We start from the raw sequence: 20,800 nt of genomic DNA on the forward strand, positions 1-20,800 counted from the left end.
GCTTAACAAACAGGGAATGCGGGAGAGGAGACTTGCAGCAATGGCGAATAATGAATCTGTGGTGAAGCCCATCGGCGGCCCGCCTAGTGATGTTGAACATATTAAGCTTGAGAGCAATTACCTGCGGGGAGCTCTGGTGGATACGCTGAAGAACCCGATCACCGGGGGGCTGCCTGAGGATGACAACCGGTTGCTTAAGTTCCACGGCAGCTACATGCAGGATGACCGGGATTTGCGCAGTGAACGGGAGCGTTCGAAGCTGGAACCGGCCTATCAATTCATGCTGCGTGTTGTCGCACCGGGTGGTGTGGCTACCCCGTCACAATGGCTGGTCATGGATGAGCTGGCCCACAAATACGGCAACGGTACCTTGCGGCTGACTACCAGACAGGCATTTCAGATGCATGGAGTACTCAAATGGAATTTGAAAAAGACGATCAAGACCATTAACGATACGCTGATGACTACCCTTGCCGCTTGCGGTGACGTCAATCGTAATGTCATGAGTGGTCCCAATCCGTATCAGTCCGAGGTTCACGGCGAGGTCTACGAGTGGGCCCGCAAGATCAGTGATCATCTGGCACCGCGTACGCCTGCCTATCATGAAATCTGGCTGGACGGTGAAAAGGTAGTGGACAGCAAAGACGGAGCTATCGTGGAACCGATCTATGGTCCGGTTTATCTGCCGCGCAAGTTCAAAATCGGCCTCGCGGTCCCGCCATCCAATGATGTGGATGTATTCTCCCAGGACTTGGGCTTTATCGCTGTCCTGGAAGACGGCAAGCTGGCCGGCTTCGATGTTACGGTTGGCGGTGGTATGGGGATGACCCATGGCGACACCAGCACGTATCCGCAGCTTGGACGGGTCATCGGCTTCTGCCGGCCGGAGCAAATGATTGATCTGGCGGAGAAAACCGTTACGATCCAGCGCGACTTCGGCAACCGGTCGGTCCGCAAAAATGCCCGTTTCAAATACACCATCGACCGCCATGGTCTGGAGTGGTTTATCGGTGAATTGCAGTATCGCTTAGGCTGGGAATTGGAACCGGCAAGAGGCTTTCACTTCGACCATAACGGAGACCGTTACGGCTGGGTGAAGGGTGTGAACGGCAGATGGAATCTGACGCTCTATATCCAGAGCGGACGGATTCATGACACGGAGAGCGTCAAGCTCATGACCGGTCTGCGGGAAATTGCCAAAATCCATGATGGAGACTTCCGTCTGACCCCTAATCAGAATCTGATTATCGGCAATGTCAGCAGCCTGAAGAAACGCAAGGTCACGGAACTCGCCAAGCAGTATGGATTGACAGATGGTGCACATCTTACGGCTCTGCGGCGCAGCTCGATGTCCTGTGTGGCGCTGCCGACCTGCGGATTGGCCATGGCTGAGGCAGAACGTTATCTTCCGCTGCTGCTGGATAAGCTGGAGCTGATCATCGACGAAGCAGGGCTTCGGGATGAAGAAATTGTGATCCGCATGACGGGTTGCCCGAATGGCTGTGCCAGACCGGCACTAGGGGAAATCTCGTTCATTGGGAAGGCTCCGGGCAGATATAACATGTATCTGGGGGCAGGTTTTACCGGCGACCGTCTGAATAAGCTGTATAAGGAAAATATTGATGAACAGGAAATTCTGGCGACGCTTGCGCCGATCATCCGCCACTATGCCAAAGAGCGCTTAACCGGTGAGCATTTCGGGGACTTTGTGATCCGCAGCGGATACGTAAAGGCGGTTACGTCTGGACTTAATTTCCACGACTGATTCTTTAACGAGAATAGGAAACGGACCCGTATCTCTCTATAGGGAGAGAGGGTTCGTTTCTTTTTTTGAAAGGATTCAGATTAAATTTGGATTTTTGGCGAATATATTTCATAATATAGAGATGAACGACCAAACCATAACTAAGAGCCATTATTGTAAGTAATGTGTTCTGTACAGAAGAGGCGAAATGAATGATCATCATGAAAACGATGGAAGAGATCGAAAAAATGCGGGCAGCCGGCAAAATCCTTGCGGAATGCCACCGGCAAATCGCTCAAATCATTAAGCCGGGAATCACAACCTGGGAAATCGACCAGTTTGCCGAAAAGTTTATTCTCTCCCAAGGAGCTACTCCCGAGCAAAAGGGTTATCACGGCTATCCTTATGCGACCTGCGCATCTGTAAACGATGTGATCTGCCATGGATTTCCGAAGCATGAGGAGCTGAAAGACGGGGATATCGTAACCATTGATATGGTTGTGAATCTGAATGGCTGGCTTGCGGATTCAGCCTGGTCCTACGCTATCGGCAATATCAGCGAACAGGCGGAGAAACTGCTGAATACGACTAAAGAGTCATTATTTAAAGGGATTGAGCAAGCTGTCGCCGGCAACCGGATCGGGGATGTTGCCCATGCGATACAGGTATATGCCGAATCGAACGGCTTCTCCGTCGTACGTGACTTCATTGGTCACGGCATCGGATCCGAAATGCATGAGGGGCCTGAGGTACCACATTATGGACCCGCAGGGAAGGGACCAAGACTCAAAGAAGGTATGGTATTTACCATCGAACCGATGCTGAATACCGGAAGTTACCGCACTAAGATTGATGCAGACGGGTGGACTGCCCGCACGATCGATGGCGGCCTGTCTGCACAGTATGAGCATACCCTGGCCATCACTCCGCAGGGCACCATTATCCTGACTGAACTGTAAATCGGTGTCTAGTTAGACCTGCCCACACAAGCAGCGGCTGTGCCGTCCCACCCGGGACTGCACAGCCGCTGCTTGTGTATAAGATTGAACATGAATGTCAGCTAATCAGTAATATTGCGGGTGTAATATTCGATAATGTCTTTCCGGCGGATAATACCCAGGAAGATGCCCTGATCATCAACAACCGGGACGAAATTCTGATCCGCAGCCAGTGTGAGCATATCCTCCATCTGGGCATGAATCTCGACACTTTCGTTGTGAACATGACGCTGAATATCGCTTACGGTTACTTCCCGCATGTTCTCAAAGCTTAATCCTGCCGTATCCTTCAGCTTCCACAGCAGATCTCCTTCAGATAAGGTTCCCACATATTTACCTTCTTCATCAATGATGGGGATGGCAGAATAATAATGATTCTCCAATTGTTCCAACGCTTCCAGCATGGTGATGGAGGAGGTAATGAATGATACCTGGTCCTTGGGCAGCAAAAAGGCGGATATTTCCATTCGTGTAGGCTCCTTTACAGCGGAATTTGCCGATAACGGTATTCTTATTAAAACACAGATTGTCATGTAAGCGCATAAAAAAATAGTATTTGCGATGTTTTTTTGCATGAAAAAAGGATACAGCATCTCATGAATCGTTCTGAGACCTATATCCTTATAGTACCCGGAGGATCGGGAAGACAGGTTAAGCGTTGTCGCCGCTCTGTCCGCCTTCGTGGCTTAGCTGCCAGATGATCCCGAATTTGTCTTTCAGGCTGCCATAGCATTTGCTCCAGAAGGTTTCTTGCAGGTCCATGATTACAGTACCGCCTTCTTTGAGCTTATCGAACCACGTTTTGATTTTACCGGTATCGGCATTCATTAGAGTAAGGTTTATGTTATTCCCTTCAGTATAAGGCGTACCGGGGAAAACATCCGAGAACATCACTGGACTTCCGTCAATGAACAACATGGCGTGCATTACGAGAGGGTTGGCTTCCTCGGGAAGAGGGTGGGCTGGGTCGGGAGGCGACTCTCCAAATGTCATTATCTGCGGTGGCTCCGTTCCAAATACTTCGGCATAGAACTCTACAGCTTCACGGGCATTTCCGTTAAAATTGAAATACACATTAATCGCCACAGGCTTCACTCCTCACAAAGGTTAATGTAAAGGCAAACGCTTTATTTCCATACTATATCATGTGCTTGTCCATTGTAGAAATATACGATTGATTATAGATAGACAATCTGCAGGCAGTTTCAATATACTTAAGGAAAGTATTGGGACTTATGTGCTGGAGGTTTGGATAGAACGTTCTAGATTCACCCGTATCATTGTGACCTGAGGCATAAGGAGGCTGGATATCGTGAATACAGACATCGCAGTCCGAAGACTGGCTAATCAGTTCATTCACAGCTCTGCCTCAATGGAGCCGGAGGAGGTTGTCCGAAGATTAGGGGCTTTACAGGCCCAGGATTATCTGCAGGCCGTGTGGGCGATCGGCCTGCGAACGCCTTCAGCCACGCTGGTCCAGGTAGAACAGGCAGTAGCGGAGCGGAAGATTGCGCTAACCTGGACGCTGCGGGGAACGATTCATTTCGTACCGCCAGAGGATGTGAAATGGATGCTGCAGCTATGCGCTCCGCGTCTGCTAAGACAGGCTGTTCGAAGAATGGAGCAGCTGGAGCTGGATGAGAAGTCCCTCGAACGCGCCAGGAAGATCATCTATAACGCACTCAAGAACGGCGAGAGTGCACGGCGGCCTGACCTGCTTGCGCTGCTTGAGGCCGGGGGCATCCATACTGGAGGACAGCGCGGTTATCATATCTTGTGGCACAGCGCGTACACTGGACTAATCTGCTTTGGGCCGCGCAGCGGGAAACAGCAAACCTTTGTACTGCTCGACCGGTGGGTGGAGCATTCCCGGGAGCTGTCTTACGAGGAATCCCTCTCCGAGCTGGCCTTGCGCTATTTTACAGCCCACGGACCGGCTACCGTACAAGATTTTGCATGGTGGGCAGGGTTGTCGCTAAAGGAGGCCAGAGCAGGACTGGATACGGTCAAGAGCAAATTTGAGACCAATGTCCTCACAGGTACTGAGTATTGGAGTCCGTCTTCAACTGCAGGACAGACACCAACCCTCTCTGAGGTTCATTTGCTTCCCGGTTTCGATGAATATGTTCTCGGGTATAGTGACCGTAGCGCTGTACTTGAACCAGAGACAGCCCCGCTCATCGTGCCGGGTAATAATGGTGTGTTTCTGCCAACGATTGCCGCAGGCGGGCAGATTATCGGCACCTGGAAACGAACCGTCAAGACTAAAGGCGTTGATCTGAGGTTCAGAACCTTCAAGACTCTGGAGAAGAAATGGGAAGCGAAAATTATGCAAGCCGCTGAGCGGTATGCAGGCTTTTTAGGACTCCCTGTGTTAAAGACAGCATTTGAAGATTAGCCTGTACAGATGGATGCGGATGAGCCTGCTGGGTGAATAAGAATTGAAACAGGAAACTCTACGAAGAGGAAGTGTCAACATTGGAGGATTATACCTTATTATTGGATAAGCTTTTGCAGCAGGAACGGGATTTGCAGTTCAGTACATTTTCGAATCAGACAGCCATCCGGCTGGGCAACGCCATTGTAGAGAGAGCTGTGGAGTTGAATAAGCAGATCGTGGTGGATATCCGCAAGAATGGCATAGTCCTGTTCCACGCCAAAATGGATGATACCGGCCCGAACAACGACCGCTGGATTGCCCGCAAGATAAATACAGTCAATCATTTCGGCCATTGTTCTTACTATATGCATGTACTGTATAAATCATGGAACACAACGATTCAGGACAATGCCTTTGTAGATCCGATGGAGTATGCCGCCGAAGGCGGGTGTTTCCCTATCTTTATCAGGAATGCAGGCCCGGTAGGTAGCATTTCAGTCTCTGGATTATCGGGGGAGGAAGACCATGAGATGATTGTTAGCGTGCTTGAGCACTTCCTCAAGGCGGAGTAAGAAACCACAGTATATGTATATCAAATGGGCGTTCACAGCCATAATCCTTGGCCGCGTGAACGCCTTTTACATCTGTTTTCCAAGTTCGTATGAAAATGGCGGGAATGGCAATAAACCAGGCAGGAATAATCTGGGTGAATATCGAATAGTTTTGTTTGTCAACAAAATTCGACTTTTTATTTATAAGAGGGGATTCCGCCATGATTAAAAAAAATAAGACTGTCTTCCTGATCCTGACGTTTGCTCTGATCTTCCTGCTTCCATTTCTGGGAAGTATAGCCAAGTGGAAGGGGATGCCGCCGGGATATGGCGATTTTCCTGCTCAAAAGGTAGAGGCGGACCCTGGCTTCAGCCTGCTGTACTTTTCACTGGCTTGCATTGTTGCCCTGATGATCACACTGGTTCTGGTCTTCCCCTATTGGTGTGGCTTCAAAAAGGTCCAGGATACACCTGTACCGAAGAACGGGTCCACTCCTTTTCCTGTCTGGTTCTGGTGGAGTCTGCCTGTGCTTGCTGTCAGCTGGTTCCTGATGTGGGCCCGGGTCAAACTGTTTGTTTCACTCGAATCCTATACTTTTGTACCCTTATGGTGGTCGTTCATATTAATTCTGGACGGATTGGTGTATAAAAGAAATAAAGGCGCATCCATCATTTCGCGGAAGCCCCATGTGATGCAGCTTCTGGCTGTAGTGTCCTGCTTTAGCTGGTTTGCTTTTGAATATCTTAATTTTTTCGTGCTTGAGAACTGGTATTATCCGAATGGTAAGGTGTTCTCGAACTTTGGCAATGTGTTTTGGTTCTCGCTGTCGTATACAACTGTGCTTCCGGCAATCTTTGAATGGTATCTGCTGCTTAAGACTTTCAGCGCGTTCAGGAACCGCTATAGTCATGGTCCGAAATTCAAGGTCTCCCCGACTTTTCTGATCCTCTACTATGGATTGGGACTGATCCTCGCTTTTGGAATGGGGTATTATCCGTATTTGCTGTTTTGGGTGCTGTGGGTGGCACTTGTACCGATGCTCTCAGCGGCTATGGCGCTTGTAGGATTCTGGACGCCATTTACTCCGGCCAAGAACGGGGACTGGTCCAGTGTCATACTGATCGGGCTTGCCACGCTGTTTAACGGATTCTTTTGGGAATTCTGGAATTTCGGCAGTGAGTGGTTCCATGATTCTCTGCCAACCAATCCTAACTATTGGAAGTACTCTGTACCTTACTTGGATAAATTTCATATTTTCTCCGAGATGCCTGTCCTGGGGTATTTCGGTTATCTGTTTTTTGGGCTGAACTGCTGGATTATCTGGCTGATTGCTGCCTATATTTTTAAATTTGATGCGGATATTGAAGTGACGGGAGAACAGAGCTAAAGGTGGAGTGGGCATGGTTGTGTTTGACCAATATAAGATACTGGAGACGATTTCCGATCAATATATAAAATCCGTATACCGGGCCATCGACTCCGTAACCGGTGAACCGGTAATCCTGAAGGTGCTAAAGCCGGAATATGCCGGTACGGAAGCGGTGATGAGGTTCAAGCAGGAGTACAAGCTGCTGAAGGAGCTGAGTGATCACACAACAGGTGTCATCAAGCCTTACAGGCTGGAGGAGCAGAATAATTCTTACATTATGGTGCTGGAGGATATTCACGGACGTTCGCTCAAGCGGATTATGGCGGAGGATCATCCGGAGCCCGAGTCACTTTTACAGCTGGCGGTCCGTATCGTGGATATTCTGGGGAGCATTCATGAACAGAATGTTATTCATAAGGATATCAAGCCTTCCAATATCATTTGGAACAGGGATCAGAATCTTGTACAAATCATAGATTTCGATCTTGCAGTGAAGCTGTCGAGGGAGCAGCGGGATTTTCAGAACAATGGTGTACTGGAAGGCAGCCTGCTGTATATATCACCGGAGCAGACGGGCAGAATGAACCGCAATATTGATTATCGCAGCGATTATTATTCCCTGGGCGTAGTCCTGTACGAGATGATGACCGGGAAAAAGCCTTATGATGCCGGGGAAATGTTGGAGCAAATCTATTCGATTATTGCGAAGGAAGCCGTTCCTCCTTACAAAGCAACCGGAGGAAAGGTCTCAAGCAGTCTCTCAGCAGTGATTATGAAGTTAATGGAGAAGTCATCAGAGGACCGGTACCGCAGCGCATATGGGATAAAAGCGGACTTAAATAAATGTTTGGCTGGGCAGGATAACTTTGTAATCGGTGCAGAAGACCGGCTGAATATCTTTCGGATTCCTCAAAAGTTATATGGACGCGAGCAAGAGCTCGAATCCCTGGTGGAGTCGTTCCGCAGAAGTGTCAGTGGCAGTACACAGCTGATGCTGATTACCGGTGATGCCGGGGTGGGCAAGACAGCGCTGGTGCATGAACTGCACAAGTACATAAGCGAGGAGAAGGGGCTTTTTGCTGAAGGGAAGTTCGACCAGTATAACCAGAACATCCCCTATAGCGCCATTACTCAGGCTTTTCGGCGGTTGCTCAGCCAATTGATGGACAGTCACGATGAGGATTACAAGGCTGATATCAAGCGGACCTTAACGGAAGCTCTGGACGGAAATGGTCATCAAATTGCCGGTCTGCTCCCTGAGCTCGATGCCTGGATTGGTATCCAGCAGGAGATGGAGACGTTGAATCCGGCAGAAGAAACCAACCGCTTCTACCTTACCTTTGCCAGGTTCATCGAAGGAATTACCCATAACGAGAAACCCTTAGTGCTGTTTCTGGATGATGTGCAATGGGCGGATTATTCCAGTCTGCAGCTTGTTGAGAAGCTGATGGGTCATCAGTTGCAGAAGGTCCTCATTGTCTGCTCTTACCGGCAGAATGAAATACATGAGGGACATCCGTTGTTTGGTATGATATCCAATCTAGCGAATACCCATGAGGTTGGGACAATTATTCTTAACTCCCTATCAGCATCACAGGTAGGCAGTCTGATTGCTGATACTCTATTCACTACAGTGACCCGGGCGGCGGAACTTACGGAAGTGATATATAAGCGGACCAAAGGAAATGTCTTTTTTGTCTATGAGATTTTGAAGGATCTGTACAGGAACGGGTATTTGTATTTTGACGAGTCGGAAGGATTATGGACCTGGCAGCTTCAACGGATTATGAGCTTGCCAGTCAACGAAAATGTCGTCGATTTTCTGATGCTGAAGCAGCAGGAGCTACCGGAGAAGGTGCGGAGAATTCTGATGCTTAGCGCCGTGGTGGGGAATGTATTCGATTTTGGAATATTGGCTCTGATTGCGGATGAACCGCTTGAGGTTATTGCTCATGCCATAGCTACAGCAGTGGAGAAGGAGTACATCTTACCCGACGACTACCGGTATGCCCGGATGACCAGCTTTCTCTCAGCACCGGAGGAAGAGGTGTTGCAGCGTCTGGACATCCGGTTCAAATTTGCGCATGACCGGATTCAGCAGGCGTTCTACCAGATGCTTGACGGCGGGGAAAGCGCTGCACTGCATCTGGCCATTGGCCGCTTGCTGCTTAAGCGCCTGGGTTCTGAGGAGATTGAGGCGATTATCGTAGATATTGCCGCACATCTGAACAAGGGACTGGACAGATTGTCCGGCAAGGCGGAAATCGATGAAGTGATCAGGATTAATCTAAGAGCTGCGCGCAAGGCCAAGGCAGCCTTCGGCTATGACTCGGCGTTCCGGTTGCTGGAAGCCAATATCCGGCTGCTGGGAGAGACATCTTGGGAAGAGGACGAGACACAGACTTCAGAGATTTACCGGCTATATACGGAATGTGGATATCTTACTCATCAGGTAGAAGCCGCCGATTCAGCAGGTGCCGTTCTGATCAATCATACCGGAGACAAAATAGCGCTCGCCCATATCTATGAAATGCAGGCCAACCATTACATGTATTTGGGAATGATGAAAGAGTCTATCGCTTCAGGGAGGCTAGGTTTATCTGCGCTTGGCATTCATATCCCTGCCCGGGTAGGCATGGCATCGGTTCTTATTGAACTTGTGAAGATCAAAGCTGCGCTGCGGGGAAAAACGGCCGATCATATTTTTGAAGCTGCAGAGATGAAAGATCCGGAAATGAAGCTGGTAATGCGGCTATTGATCAACTTTATTCCTCCCGCTTTTATTTCCGGTGAGACCTCACTATTCGGACTGGTTGTTCTGAAAAAGGTGGGTCTTACCCTGAAGCATGGAAATGCCCCAGAGTCCGCGCTCGCGTTCATCGGCTATGCCATGCTGCTGTCCGGGTTCGGAGATTCTAAGGGAGCTTTTGACTATGGTCGTCTGGGCATCCGAATCAATGATAAGTTTGGCGATCTGCAGTGGAAAGGAGCGGCGCATGTTCTATATACGCTGTTCTGTCATACCTGGACCGAACCTTGGGATACACTGCATGAGTGGTACACAACCTCTATTGAGGCGAGTCTCCGGACAGGAGATTTACTCTATCTGGCCCATTCCTGCTTCTACGTGAATCTCTGGAATCCGGGAATGGATATTTCCGCGAATCTGCAGGAGAGCAGCAGAATGATTGCCATGATTGAGAACACGAAATACAAAGAAGCCTTAGCCACCGCACAACTGTCCCGGCAATATCTGCTGAATCTGTCGGGGGAGCTGAAGGACCGGTTATCTTTGGACAGCTCTGACTTTAGTGAAGCAGCCTATCTGGAGGAGCTGGAGGCCGCCAAATATTATTCCGGAATCGCAATCTACTATATTTATAAAATAAAACTGCTGTTCACCTATGAGAACTATAGCGAATCTCTGGCCTATATCGACAAAGCTTACCCGATCATCGGTACGCTTGCCGGTTCAGCTTTTATGGAAGAGTTCGCACTCTACACCTTCTTGAATTTGGCCTATGCCTATCAAGATCTGGGGGCAAACCGGAAGAGGCAGGCCAAAGCGAGAATGCGCAAGGAGTACCGCCGGGTACTCAAGTGGGCCAAACATGCGCCAGAAACCTTCCGTCAGCATGAGCTGCTGATGAAGGCCGAATGGGCCAGAATTGCTGGACGTGACGATGAAGCGGGTCAGTATTATGATCAGGCCATCGAGGCCAGTGAGCGGGGGGGATTTGTACGTTACAAGGCGCTATGCAATGAGCTGGCTGCCCGTTTTTATAACCGCAAGGATTTCAAAGAATTCGCGGGTTACCTGCTGAGGCAGGCAGAGTATTATTATTCGGTCTGGGGTGCGAAAGGGAAAATCGCTTTTCTGGGAGAACGGTACCCTGAGATGATTACACGAATTCATACCAAAGAACTCATGTATAACCATATGGTATCGGATTACACGGAAAGCCTGGATCTGAACTCCATGATTCTGGCTTCACAGGCGATCTCCAAGGAAATTGAGCTGAACAATCTGCTGGAAGCCCTGATGCAAATCGTCATTAAGAATGCCGGCGCGCAAAGAGGCTGCATTGTGATGTCCTCCGCAACGAACCTGCTCGTCGAAGGGGAGTACCGGCCGGCTGAAGACAGGATTACTGTTGCTGTACATGATCGGACCAAATATAATGAACTGCCGTACACTATCCTGAATCAGGTGGTCGAGAGCCGCGAAAGTGTAATCTATAATGATGCATTCTCCGAAACACCATTTGTAAATGATCCTTATATTGTCAAATGTAGGCCTAAATCGATGGTCTGCATGCCGCTGATCAATCAGAACAAGACCATAGCAGTGATTTATTTGGAAAACAGCCTGATGACGGGTGTATTCACCGAGCAACGAATGAAGATTATTAATTTGCTGTCACGGGAAATGGTCTTTTCGCTGGAAAATGCCACTCTGTATTCCGAGCTTGAGCGCTCAGAGGAAAAGTACCGGGAACTGGTTAACAATTTGCAGGACGGAGTCTTTATTACCCAAGACGAAATATGCAAATACGTCAATGAGGCTTTGGCGCAAATGCTTGGTTATGTGGCGGAAGAAATGGTGGGCCAGCCTTTTGTGAAATTTGTAAGTCTTCCAGAACGGGAGAAGGTAATGCATTATTATGCAAGAAGGGTGGAGGGGAAGCAGGCCCCTTTTGAATATGAAACCAAATTAATCCACAAAGATCAGATCCGTGAGGTGATTGTGATCCACAAGGTCACACGGATCAACTACAAGAACAGGCCCGCTATTCAGGGGACCGTCAAGGATATCACCGAACGGAAAAAGGCAGAGCAAGAGCTCCTGAAGCATAAAGAGCACCTGGAGGATCTGGTAGCTGAGCGCACCAAGGAGCTGGAGCTGAATAATGAAGAGTTGAATAAGTACATTCAGCTGATTGAAAAGATATCTATCACTGATGAGCTGACAGGCTTGTATAACCGCAGATATTTCAACAAGCTGCTGGTAGTTGAAGTGGAAGAAGCTGCAGCGAAGCAGCAATATCTGACTTACATGATGCTCGATATTGATTATTTCAAGAAATATAATGACACCTATGGGCATTATGAAGGTGATAAAGTATTACGTAGAGTAGGAAGCTTGCTGCAAGAGCTGTCGGTACGTTCGAATGGATTCGCGTTCCGTCTGGGCGGAGAAGAGTTCGGTATCCTTGTCAGCGGCTACACTCCGCGGCAATCACAGGATTATGCGGAGAATATCAGAAGAAGCATAGCTGATCTGGGCATCGAGCATGCGCTGAGTGCAGAATATGGAATCATAACCGTCTCCATTGGAGTGGCCACGATCCATGTGGACCAAGTTCGCGAAGGGGATCTCTACAAGCTTAGTGATGATGCGCTGTATCAATCCAAAGCCAATGGCAGAAACTGCGTAACTCTGTTTGAGGAACCAGAGGGAGCCGCATAAGTTGCATCAGCTATAGCCGTACCGGAAACGGGGTAACCGTAACCGGCACGGCCCTTTTTATTTTCCATGGGTAAATCTCCAGCATGTTGCAGATACTTCTCTTAAAAAACCGGGGAGGCTGCAGTATGGGGCAGGATAAAAAAGGATTAACGGTGTGGGGACTGACAATGCTTGCACTGGGAACGGTGGTTGGCGGCTCTTTTTTTCTGGGATCATCAGTGGCCATCCGTGCGGCAGGACCGTCTGTACTGTTGTCTTATGTGATCGGTGGGATTCTCGTCTATTTCATTTTGTCCGCATTGTCGGAGATGACAGTAGCCTATCCGGCAACGGGTTCCTTCCGAACCTATACAGAGCAGGCATTTGGCCGCGGTGCAGGCTTCACGGTAGGCTGGGTCTATTGGACAGGCCTTGTGCTTGCGATGTCCAGTGAAGCCACAGCGGTGTCCATCCTGCTGCGGGGCTGGTTTCCCGCACTGCCGATTGCCTTCCTTGGATCGGGGATTATTGTGGGGGTAACACTGCTTAACCTATTGGGTGCAGAACGGCTGAGCAAGCTGGAGAGCGGACTCGCCGCATTTAAGCTGCTAGCGATTGCCGCTTTTGTACTGATTGCCGTGGCTCTGGTAGCGGGAATCGGTACAAGAGGTGCTGATGGGGCAGGTCTTGGTGTTGTGCGCGGACAGAGCTTCATGCCCGGGGGGATTGCCGGAATCGCGGGAAGCATGCTTATGGTTATGTTCACCTATGCCGGTTTTGAGGTGCTCGGACTGGCGGCATCAGAGACGGGCGATCCGGAAGTAACTATTCCGCGGGCGATCCGGTATACCATCATGCTCCTGGTCGGATTATATCTGGCAGCAATGATTGCATTATTTCTGCTCTTGCCCACAGCAGACGTGTCTGAACAGATTAGTCCCTTTGTATCTGCCCTAAGCCTGTATGGATTGGGATGGACCGGAACTGTGATGAATGTTGTGCTGGTATCCGCAATTTTGTCTACAATGCTGGCTTCGGTATTTGGCCTGGGCCGGATGCTCCGTTCATTGGCTGAGGAGGGGCATACCCCAATATGGATGCGGGACCACACGGATATCCCCTTCCGGGGCATCCTTATCTCCGGGACTGCGATGCTGGCAGGTCTCTGGATGGGAATGCTGCTGCCGCAAGGGGTCTATCTTTTTTTGGTCAGCTCCGGGGGCTTCTCGCTGCTGTTCTCCTACGTAATTATTATGGCCAGTCATTATCGGTTGCGCAGACGTCATGGCAGCCCGCTAACGGGGCAACATGGGTTGCGCGGCTATCCCTACACTTCATGGATTGCAATCTTAAGCCTGGTTGCGATTCTCGCAAGCATGCCGCTGGTTCCCGGACAGGGCGGGGGACTCGCGGCGGGAGTAATGTTCGTTGTGTTATTTTCCGGGGTGTATGTGCTGGGGGTGAAGCGGAAGGCCAGGGAATCCGGAAGATTGCGAAGACAGCCATTTCAGATGCTTGGGGTAAGGGCACAGATGGAGGCGGCAGAAGAGCTGGAAGGGAGGCAAGGGCGGGAATAGAGTTCAATTCAACACCGGAAGTGTAAGTGAAACTGTTACAAAATAGTCGGATCATGAAAGTGAAGGGGATTCGCAAAAGCTGGCGTTCAGCTTTTGGGGTCTCTTTTTGCTGTGGCTTCAGTGCTGATTAAGCGAGTCTGAAAGCTCCCCCTGATGAATAGATATAGGTGATGCAGTTTTCATTTGAATGACCTGACCTGTTACTAAAGGGGGAATTAGTATGCATCCGTCTGCAATCTATACTGCAACAGTCGATTCCCATATCCTTGCAACATTTAAAGCTCTTGTTGAAGCAATCATTCCTGATTCACTGATCTCCGCAACATATTCACCAGTGCTTTCTGCAGGGGCTGCCGATTTATGTATCCACGAGTATATGATCTGGGAGCTGGATCACAGCCTTTCCCTTGTTTTGGGATTTGGATTGACGGACATTCCATTGTCCTGTTCCACCTCAGGCTTGCTTAATGCCGGGGCTGCCTATCTCGCCGCCTCGGGACAGCTGCAGTATGCTCCGAATCACCTGCTCTGGGAGAGCGGGCCATTCAGTGCCTTATCCCAGGCTGACCGGATTCGGGTTCTCGCTATGCTGGAGCAAGGAAATATCGATCCCGGCATTCTGCCACCTCCTTACCGGAACGACCTGGGGTTTACCCGTTATATGATTGACTTTCTTAACCGCCAAACCATGTTTGGCAACTATTCTGAGTGGTCAGCATACGGGACGACCCGGCTTAGGACGCCAACTGAACGAAGACTGGAATTTTTCCCTGAATCCTGGAAGCAGGTGGAGTATCCGGGAGTGGTTCCAGGCTACCGGGCGCTTCTTGGCTACATGTTGACCATTGAGCGCCAAGGGGGGGAATCCACCATTGAATAGTGCAGATACTATGTTCGATGCGGACGTTATTGTGATCGGGTCAGGCGGTGGAGGTGCCGTTGCGGCCAAGGAACTTGGAGAAGCGGGTCTCAAGGTACTGGTGCTGGAAGCGGGTCCCTGGTACGGAAACAAGCGTTGGGAGAATCCGAACAGGGAACATGGCGGTGAATGGAGTTCGGAGTATAAGGATCTGGATATAGGGATCTATAAAAGAATCTTCAATGCATATGAGAACAATATGAATGATGTGGTGTCAGGCACGTTCCGTTTTGGGCCAGCCGACCGGCGCCGAACGCCGTGGCACCGAATTATGCGCCAGAAGGGGGATATCTGGCAATTAGCAGGTGTAGGTGGAACGACTCAACATTACTGGGGCCAGTCACCGCGCGCTTTTCCTGTAGCAGTCGATGACATCTGGCCGATCAGTTACCGGGAGCTGATGCCTTATTACGAGAAAGCCGAGGCCACATTGCCTGTTCAGTTCGCGCCTACCACGCCCAAGGAGGAGCTGTTCTACTATGGAGCCAAAAAGGCAGGCTGGCAGCTGAATCCAACGCTTAATGTAACCACTCCGGGCTACCGTCCCAATCCGAATGCCATTCTACCCACGAATGAGCATCTGATGGACCCCGCGTACTCCCTTGAACAATTGTCCAACATGGAAGGATGTACCTTGAAGGGAAATTGTGTCAATGGCTGCTCAGCTGGACCCACCGTGGATAAAATCGCCAAACGAAGCACCTTAGTCAGCTACATTCCACTCGCGCTTAAGACCGGAAATGTTGCGGTCCGTCCTAATTCCTTTGTAGTCCGAATTCTGACTTCTCATGATCCCAAGGAAGGAATTCGAGCGACTGGTGTACAGTTTCGGGATACATGGACAGGAGAAACCGGAGAGCTTACAGCCAGAACCGTGATCATGGCTGCAGGCTGTATTGAAACTCCGCGTCTTTGGTTGAATTCGGATCTGCCGAAAAACGAATGGGTGGGGAGAGGCTTAACCAATCACTGCTTTGACTGGGTTGGCGGGGTCTTTGAGGAAAAGGACCTTATGCGCATTATGGGTCAACCGGCGGTCTATCCGTACATCGGCCATACTTCGGGAGCAAGGGTCGATATTCCGGGGACAGGGATATTCCAGGTATCGTGCTTAAGCCCCGGGTTGATGTCATTCCTGACCTATGGTTTCAGTGAAGCCGGATATGATGCCCTGAACCCGCCGGAGCCGGGAGAACCATGGGATATGCGCGGCCGGATGGTCGGTCCTCAGCTGAAAGAGCTGATGATGAACTATAGCCGGACCATGACCATGCTGCTGTTGACCGATGATGAAACGCTCTACCGCAACAGGGTGGAGGTAGACCCGTTTCTGAAAGACGAGAACGGTCCCATACCGGTCATTCATTATACCCCTAGCGTCAAGACGCTTAAGAGACGCGATCAACTAGCCAGATATGCTTCGGAGACGTTGCGCCACGCAGGGGCAAGCAGAGTTATCCGGTCCGATACCCCCTTCGGCTTCATGCTCCATCTGGAGAGTACAATGCGTATGGGATATGTTACGGATTCGAACTGCGAAGCTTTTCAAGTCAAACGCCTGTTCATCGCCGACAACAGTGTTCATTTCAATGGGATCGGCGGCCCCAACCCCACTCTTACGACACAAGCGCTGGCTACCCGGACGGCAGAGAAGATTGTTACTAAGTATTTCAGCTAACCACCCATTGCGGTGGCGTAATATAGGACGGCACCGGATAATGCGACGATTAACAGAAAAGCAAGAGTCTTACCGAATACTTTCATTCCTCTTCACTTCCTTTCCGTATTGTACAGGTTAGTTATGGAAGAAGTATGTACGGAGGACGGGAAAATATACCTCAACGATTGTACCGGGGCTATCTCATGAGATAGTCCTGTTTGTCTGTTCCAATACATGGGATCATAATCTGAATAATCCAATAATGGATGGGGGAAATTAGGCTGAAAGGGGGATCGTTTATGAAAAGCAATTCCAAAGTGAACAATCCTTTCGGCAAAAAGCTGAGAGAATCCGAACCTCCAGTGGACTTGATGATCTCAGGGACACTGGATGACAACGAAGCAGCAATGAATCAGCAGTTTTCCAAATGTTACGATCTTGTTGTGCGCAGGCTTCAAATTTTCGGATCCCAGCCCGGTATGGTGGTGTTTCTCAAAGTTTTAGTGGACAAACAGTTGTGGGATGACGGTTTTCTCACACCTTTAATGCAGAAAGAGGCTGTACCGCTGGATGATCCCTCCCAGCTCTATGAGCAACTCAAATTCAAATTTTCATCCATCGTCCAGCCCACTGTGATCTTAACGGTCAATGAGGCTGTTCAGCGTATTGTCAGAGGTGAAACTGTTTTGTTCATCGAAAATACCTCTCAGGCTTTTTCTTTTGAACTGAAGGATAAACTGAACAGACCTCTGGAGGAACCGTCAACAGAGGCGGTCATCCGGGGGCCAAGATATGGATTTATCGAGAAAATGGATATTAACCTGGCACTCATTCGTCATCGGCTCCATACTCCCCGTCTCAAGACAGAAAAGTTTAAGGCCGGGAGTATATCCCAGACGGATATTATGATTGTTTACCTGGAGAACATCGCAAAACAGAGTGTGGTTGATGAAGTAAAAAGAAGGATATCAAAGATTGACATGGATAGTGTGCTGGAGTCTGGATATATTGAAGAATTGATCAGCGATCATACGTATTCCCCATTTCCCGTTATTCAGGCAACCCAACGTCCGGACCTGGTGTCAGGTTCACTAATTGAGGGCAAGGTGGCAGTTATTACAGACGGATCGCCCATGGTGCTGGTCCTGCCCATCACCTTCTGGTTTGGATTTCAGACGGCAGAAGACTACTACATGAAATTTATATTCGCTACGACGCTGCGCTGGCTACGATATTTGTTTGCTTTTTTGGCCATGACACTGCCTTCCATATTTATTGCAATTACGACTTTCCATCAAGAGATGATACCGACAAGCCTGACCTTGAGTCTAGCCGCTGCACGCGAAGTGGTCCCTTTTCCGGCCATTATGGAGGCATTGATCATGGAAGTCACCTTTGAGGCACTGCGCGAGGCAGGCATTCGTCTACCACGGCCCGTAGGTCAGACTATCAGTATAGTGGGAGCACTTGTCATTGGACAGGCTGCTGTTCAGGCAGGTATCATCTCGGCTACGATCATCATTGTCGTCTCCATAACGGGAATCGCCTCGTTTCTTATACCCAATCCCGGAATGAGCCAAGCGATCAGTATCATTCGCTTTCCTCTTATGCTGCTTGCAGCAGCCTTCGGGTTATACGGGGTTGGCGTTGGTCTGCTCGCTCTTTTGATTCACCTGGTTAACTTGCGTTCCTTTGGAGTCCCTTATATGACTCCGATTGCACCGCTCAACCTGTCCGGACTAGCTGATGTACTGGTAAGAGCACCGTGGACGTTAATGCGAAAACGTCAAAAGCATATTAGGCGGTGACTGGGATGAATCTTAGGGAGATATATAGAGCTTCGGAGCTGTTGAGATTACTGTCTGTTCTAGTGATTCTTGTGATGACAACAGGCTGCTGGGACCGCAAAGAGATGGATGATCTCGCCTTGGTAATGGCCAGCGGTGTAGATCTTATGGAAGATGGTCAGATTGAAGTCACCTTGCAAATTGCGCTTCCATCCGGAATGCCCAGTACACTGAAGGCTGGAGGCGGGGGTCAGAAACCAGTGGTTGTTGTATCGGCCAAAGGTAAAGATTCCTTGGAAGCCATAGACCGGCTGCAGCAACAAATGTCCCGGTTCATCTATTTTGGGCACAGGGAAGTCTTCATTATCGGGGAGCACTATGCGAAGCAAGGAGTGAATCAGGTTCTGGACATGTTTTCGCGGTTCCCTGAGAGCCGGTATAACAGTTACGTTTTAACGGCATACGGAAGCTCGGCCAAAGAAATTTTGAATCAGATGTATCCGCTTGAGCTTATACCGGGTCTTGGAATAAGTAAAATAGAAGCCGAAAAAAACAGCTTTTCCATAAAAATGGATGGATTTCTGAACGCCCTCTCCACTCAAGGGATATCACCTGTAACAGCTGCTATCCGGATAATGAATAAAGACAGGGATAAAGAAACATTTGCAATTGATCATGCAGCAGTCTATGCGGGGAACAAACTTACTGGTTTTTTGCCGCAGGATGAATTGGAGCTACTGCGCTGGTGGATCGGAGAGAACAACAGAATGAGTTTTACCATTCAGGCAACCCCAGAGGATGAGAAGTACAACGGAACCATTAGCGTGCAAACCCTAAAGAGCAGTGTGAACGTAAGCACAGCCATCCAAAGTGAAATTCCTGAGGTCACGGTTTCTTTTCATACGACAGTCAGAGTGGTAGCTAATGATTCGAGATTAGATTTTAACAGTGTGGATGATAAGAAAACAATAGAAAAAATGTTTTCAGATCAACTAGCAGCCCGATTTGAAAGCATGGTATCTCATCTGCAAAAAGAGGAGAAGTCAGATATTTTCGGTATTGGAAAGGAAGTTCACATTGAGCATCCATACTATTGGAAAAAAACAAAAGATAAATGGAACGATATCTTTCCTGATGTGCCTGTAAGTATAAAGGTTGACGTAGATATGGAACGGATGGGAAAAACGCAGGGAAGGTCATATTTAAGAGAATAGCAGCCCAATACACTGAAAAGGATGCTTACAATGAAGATGAAAATATCAGGTATGCAGGTCTTCTGGCTCATCTTCAGTATGGATCTGGGAATGACGCTGGTTATGACTTTTACCCCGAGCCTGCAAGCTGCCAAACAGGATAGCTGGATTTCCATGATATTGGCAGGTTGCATTGCCTTGCTGGTTGCCCTGCTGGCGACACAAACCGCTCATCTATATCCGGGGCAGACTTTAGTGGAGTACAGCCAAGTGATTCTTGGTTCATGGATGGGTAAAATAATCGTGGTGATCTATCTAGTCCAGTGGTATACGATTATTCCCATTGTCCTCCGGCAATTTACCGATCTGGTACAAATTATGCTGCTCCAAGGGACGCCCAAAGAAGCGATCATTCTCCTGATGGTGCTATTAATTGTCTATGCGACTTTTGCAGGAGGAATCGAGGGGATCGGCCGTTGCAGTGAGTTTCTGGGACCTATCATATTTATCATGGTGGTTCTGGTCCTGGTCGCCAACGTCAACAACATTCACTTGAAGAATATTTTACCGATATATGCTGACAGCCAAGTGAAGGGAATTATACAAGGCTCCCTGGCTCCCGCATCTTATCTGGGACATTCAGTGGAGTATCTTATGCTCGCATCATTTCTGCGGCAGCCCGGCAAGGGAGCACCCTTTGCTTTTGGGGCGGTGCTCGCTGCCAATTTTATTGTGTTGGTCACTTCGGTTATGGTCATTGTCACTATTGGTGTCAGCCTGTCCCCGAACATGTGGTATCCTTTTTTCGAAATGACTCAAATGATATCCTTGTTTGGTTTTATCGATAACTTCGACGCTATCCCTGTCGTGATATGGATATCTAGTGTGTTCATTAAATTGTCAGTCTACTTTTTCGTTGCCAGTTATGGAACCGCCCAATTTTTGCATGTCCGTAACTGGAGGCTATTGATCTGGTTCATTGCTCCGGTTATGTTCGCATTTGCGCTCATTCCCCAGAACGTGACCGAGTCCACTACGAATTATCTGCTGCGATACTGGGTACCGTTTGCGCTACCGGTAAATATGCTGGCCCTGCCTTTGCTCCTGCTGATCGTCGGTAAATGGCGGCAAAGAAGAGGTTAGTCCTGTCCCGTAAAAAAAGGTGCCCCAGC

At 49.1% G+C, this 20,800-nt stretch carries 14 protein-coding genes; 12 read left to right on the forward strand and 2 right to left on the reverse strand.

Going from position 1 to position 20,800, the window contains the following annotated elements; translation table 11 throughout:
- Positions 1-40 precede the first annotated feature (40 nt).
- Positions 41-1,765: an assimilatory sulfite reductase (NADPH) hemoprotein subunit gene (cysI, locus tag ACAN54_RS00275; RefSeq protein ID WP_379150793.1), complete on the forward strand. Its 1,725-nt coding sequence runs from the start codon at positions 41-43 to the stop codon at positions 1,763-1,765.
- 191 nt (positions 1,766-1,956) lie between these two features.
- Positions 1,957-2,703 carry a type I methionyl aminopeptidase gene (map, locus tag ACAN54_RS00280; protein WP_379150796.1) on the forward strand — a complete coding sequence of 249 codons (747 nt, stop codon included), beginning with the start codon at positions 1,957-1,959 and terminating at the stop codon, positions 2,701-2,703.
- Between the two features lie 101 nt (positions 2,704-2,804).
- On the opposite strand, the gene ACAN54_RS00285 is transcribed toward map, so the two are convergent.
- On the reverse strand, positions 2,805-3,209 hold the full coding sequence (locus tag ACAN54_RS00285; protein WP_379150799.1) for a CBS domain-containing protein: 405 nt from the start codon (positions 3,207-3,209) through the stop codon (positions 2,805-2,807).
- A gap of 184 nt (positions 3,210-3,393) precedes the next feature.
- Positions 3,394-3,828 carry a VOC family protein gene (locus ACAN54_RS00290; protein WP_379150802.1) on the reverse strand — a complete coding sequence of 145 codons (435 nt, stop codon included), beginning with the start codon at positions 3,826-3,828 and terminating at the stop codon, positions 3,394-3,396.
- Between the two features lie 226 nt (positions 3,829-4,054).
- On the opposite strand from ACAN54_RS00290, the gene ACAN54_RS00295 reads away from it, so the two are divergent.
- From ACAN54_RS00295 to ACAN54_RS00340, 10 genes are all read left to right on the forward strand, one after another.
- Positions 4,055-5,140: a winged helix DNA-binding domain-containing protein gene (locus ACAN54_RS00295; protein ID WP_379150805.1), complete on the forward strand. Its 1,086-nt coding sequence runs from the start codon at positions 4,055-4,057 to the stop codon at positions 5,138-5,140.
- 71 nt (positions 5,141-5,211) lie between these two features.
- Entirely contained in the window at positions 5,212-5,694 is a 483-nt protein-coding gene (locus ACAN54_RS00300; protein WP_379150808.1) for a heme-degrading domain-containing protein, read from the forward strand.
- A 200-nt stretch (positions 5,695-5,894) separates the two neighbouring features.
- On the forward strand, positions 5,895-7,061 hold the full coding sequence (locus tag ACAN54_RS00305; protein WP_379150810.1) for a small-conductance mechanosensitive channel: 1,167 nt from the start codon (positions 5,895-5,897) through the stop codon (positions 7,059-7,061).
- Between the two features lie 13 nt (positions 7,062-7,074).
- A complete protein-coding gene (locus ACAN54_RS00310; RefSeq protein WP_379154068.1) occupies positions 7,075-12,513 on the forward strand; it encodes a diguanylate cyclase in 5,439 nt (1,812 codons plus the stop codon).
- A gap of 125 nt (positions 12,514-12,638) precedes the next feature.
- Positions 12,639-14,069, forward strand: a complete 1,431-nt coding sequence (locus tag ACAN54_RS00315; RefSeq protein ID WP_379150813.1) for an amino acid permease — start codon at positions 12,639-12,641, stop codon at positions 14,067-14,069.
- Between the two features lie 220 nt (positions 14,070-14,289).
- A complete protein-coding gene (locus ACAN54_RS00320) occupies positions 14,290-14,949 on the forward strand; it encodes a hypothetical protein (RefSeq protein WP_379150816.1) in 660 nt (219 codons plus the stop codon).
- Positions 14,950-14,959: 10 nt separating this feature from the next.
- Positions 14,960-16,666 carry a GMC family oxidoreductase N-terminal domain-containing protein gene (locus ACAN54_RS00325; protein WP_379154070.1) on the forward strand — a complete coding sequence of 569 codons (1,707 nt, stop codon included), beginning with the start codon at positions 14,960-14,962 and terminating at the stop codon, positions 16,664-16,666.
- Between the two features lie 281 nt (positions 16,667-16,947).
- A complete protein-coding gene (locus tag ACAN54_RS00330) occupies positions 16,948-18,456 on the forward strand; it encodes a spore germination protein (RefSeq protein WP_379150819.1) in 1,509 nt (502 codons plus the stop codon).
- 5 nt (positions 18,457-18,461) lie between these two features.
- Positions 18,462-19,649 carry a Ger(x)C family spore germination protein gene (locus tag ACAN54_RS00335; RefSeq protein WP_379150822.1) on the forward strand — a complete coding sequence of 396 codons (1,188 nt, stop codon included), beginning with the start codon at positions 18,462-18,464 and terminating at the stop codon, positions 19,647-19,649.
- Positions 19,650-19,679: 30 nt separating this feature from the next.
- Positions 19,680-20,771 (forward strand): GerAB/ArcD/ProY family transporter, encoded by a 1,092-nt coding sequence (locus tag ACAN54_RS00340; protein WP_379150825.1) that lies wholly within the window; start codon positions 19,680-19,682, stop codon positions 20,769-20,771.
- Positions 20,772-20,800 lie beyond the last annotated feature (29 nt).

It is taken from the genome of Paenibacillus diazotrophicus (assembly GCF_042610465.1).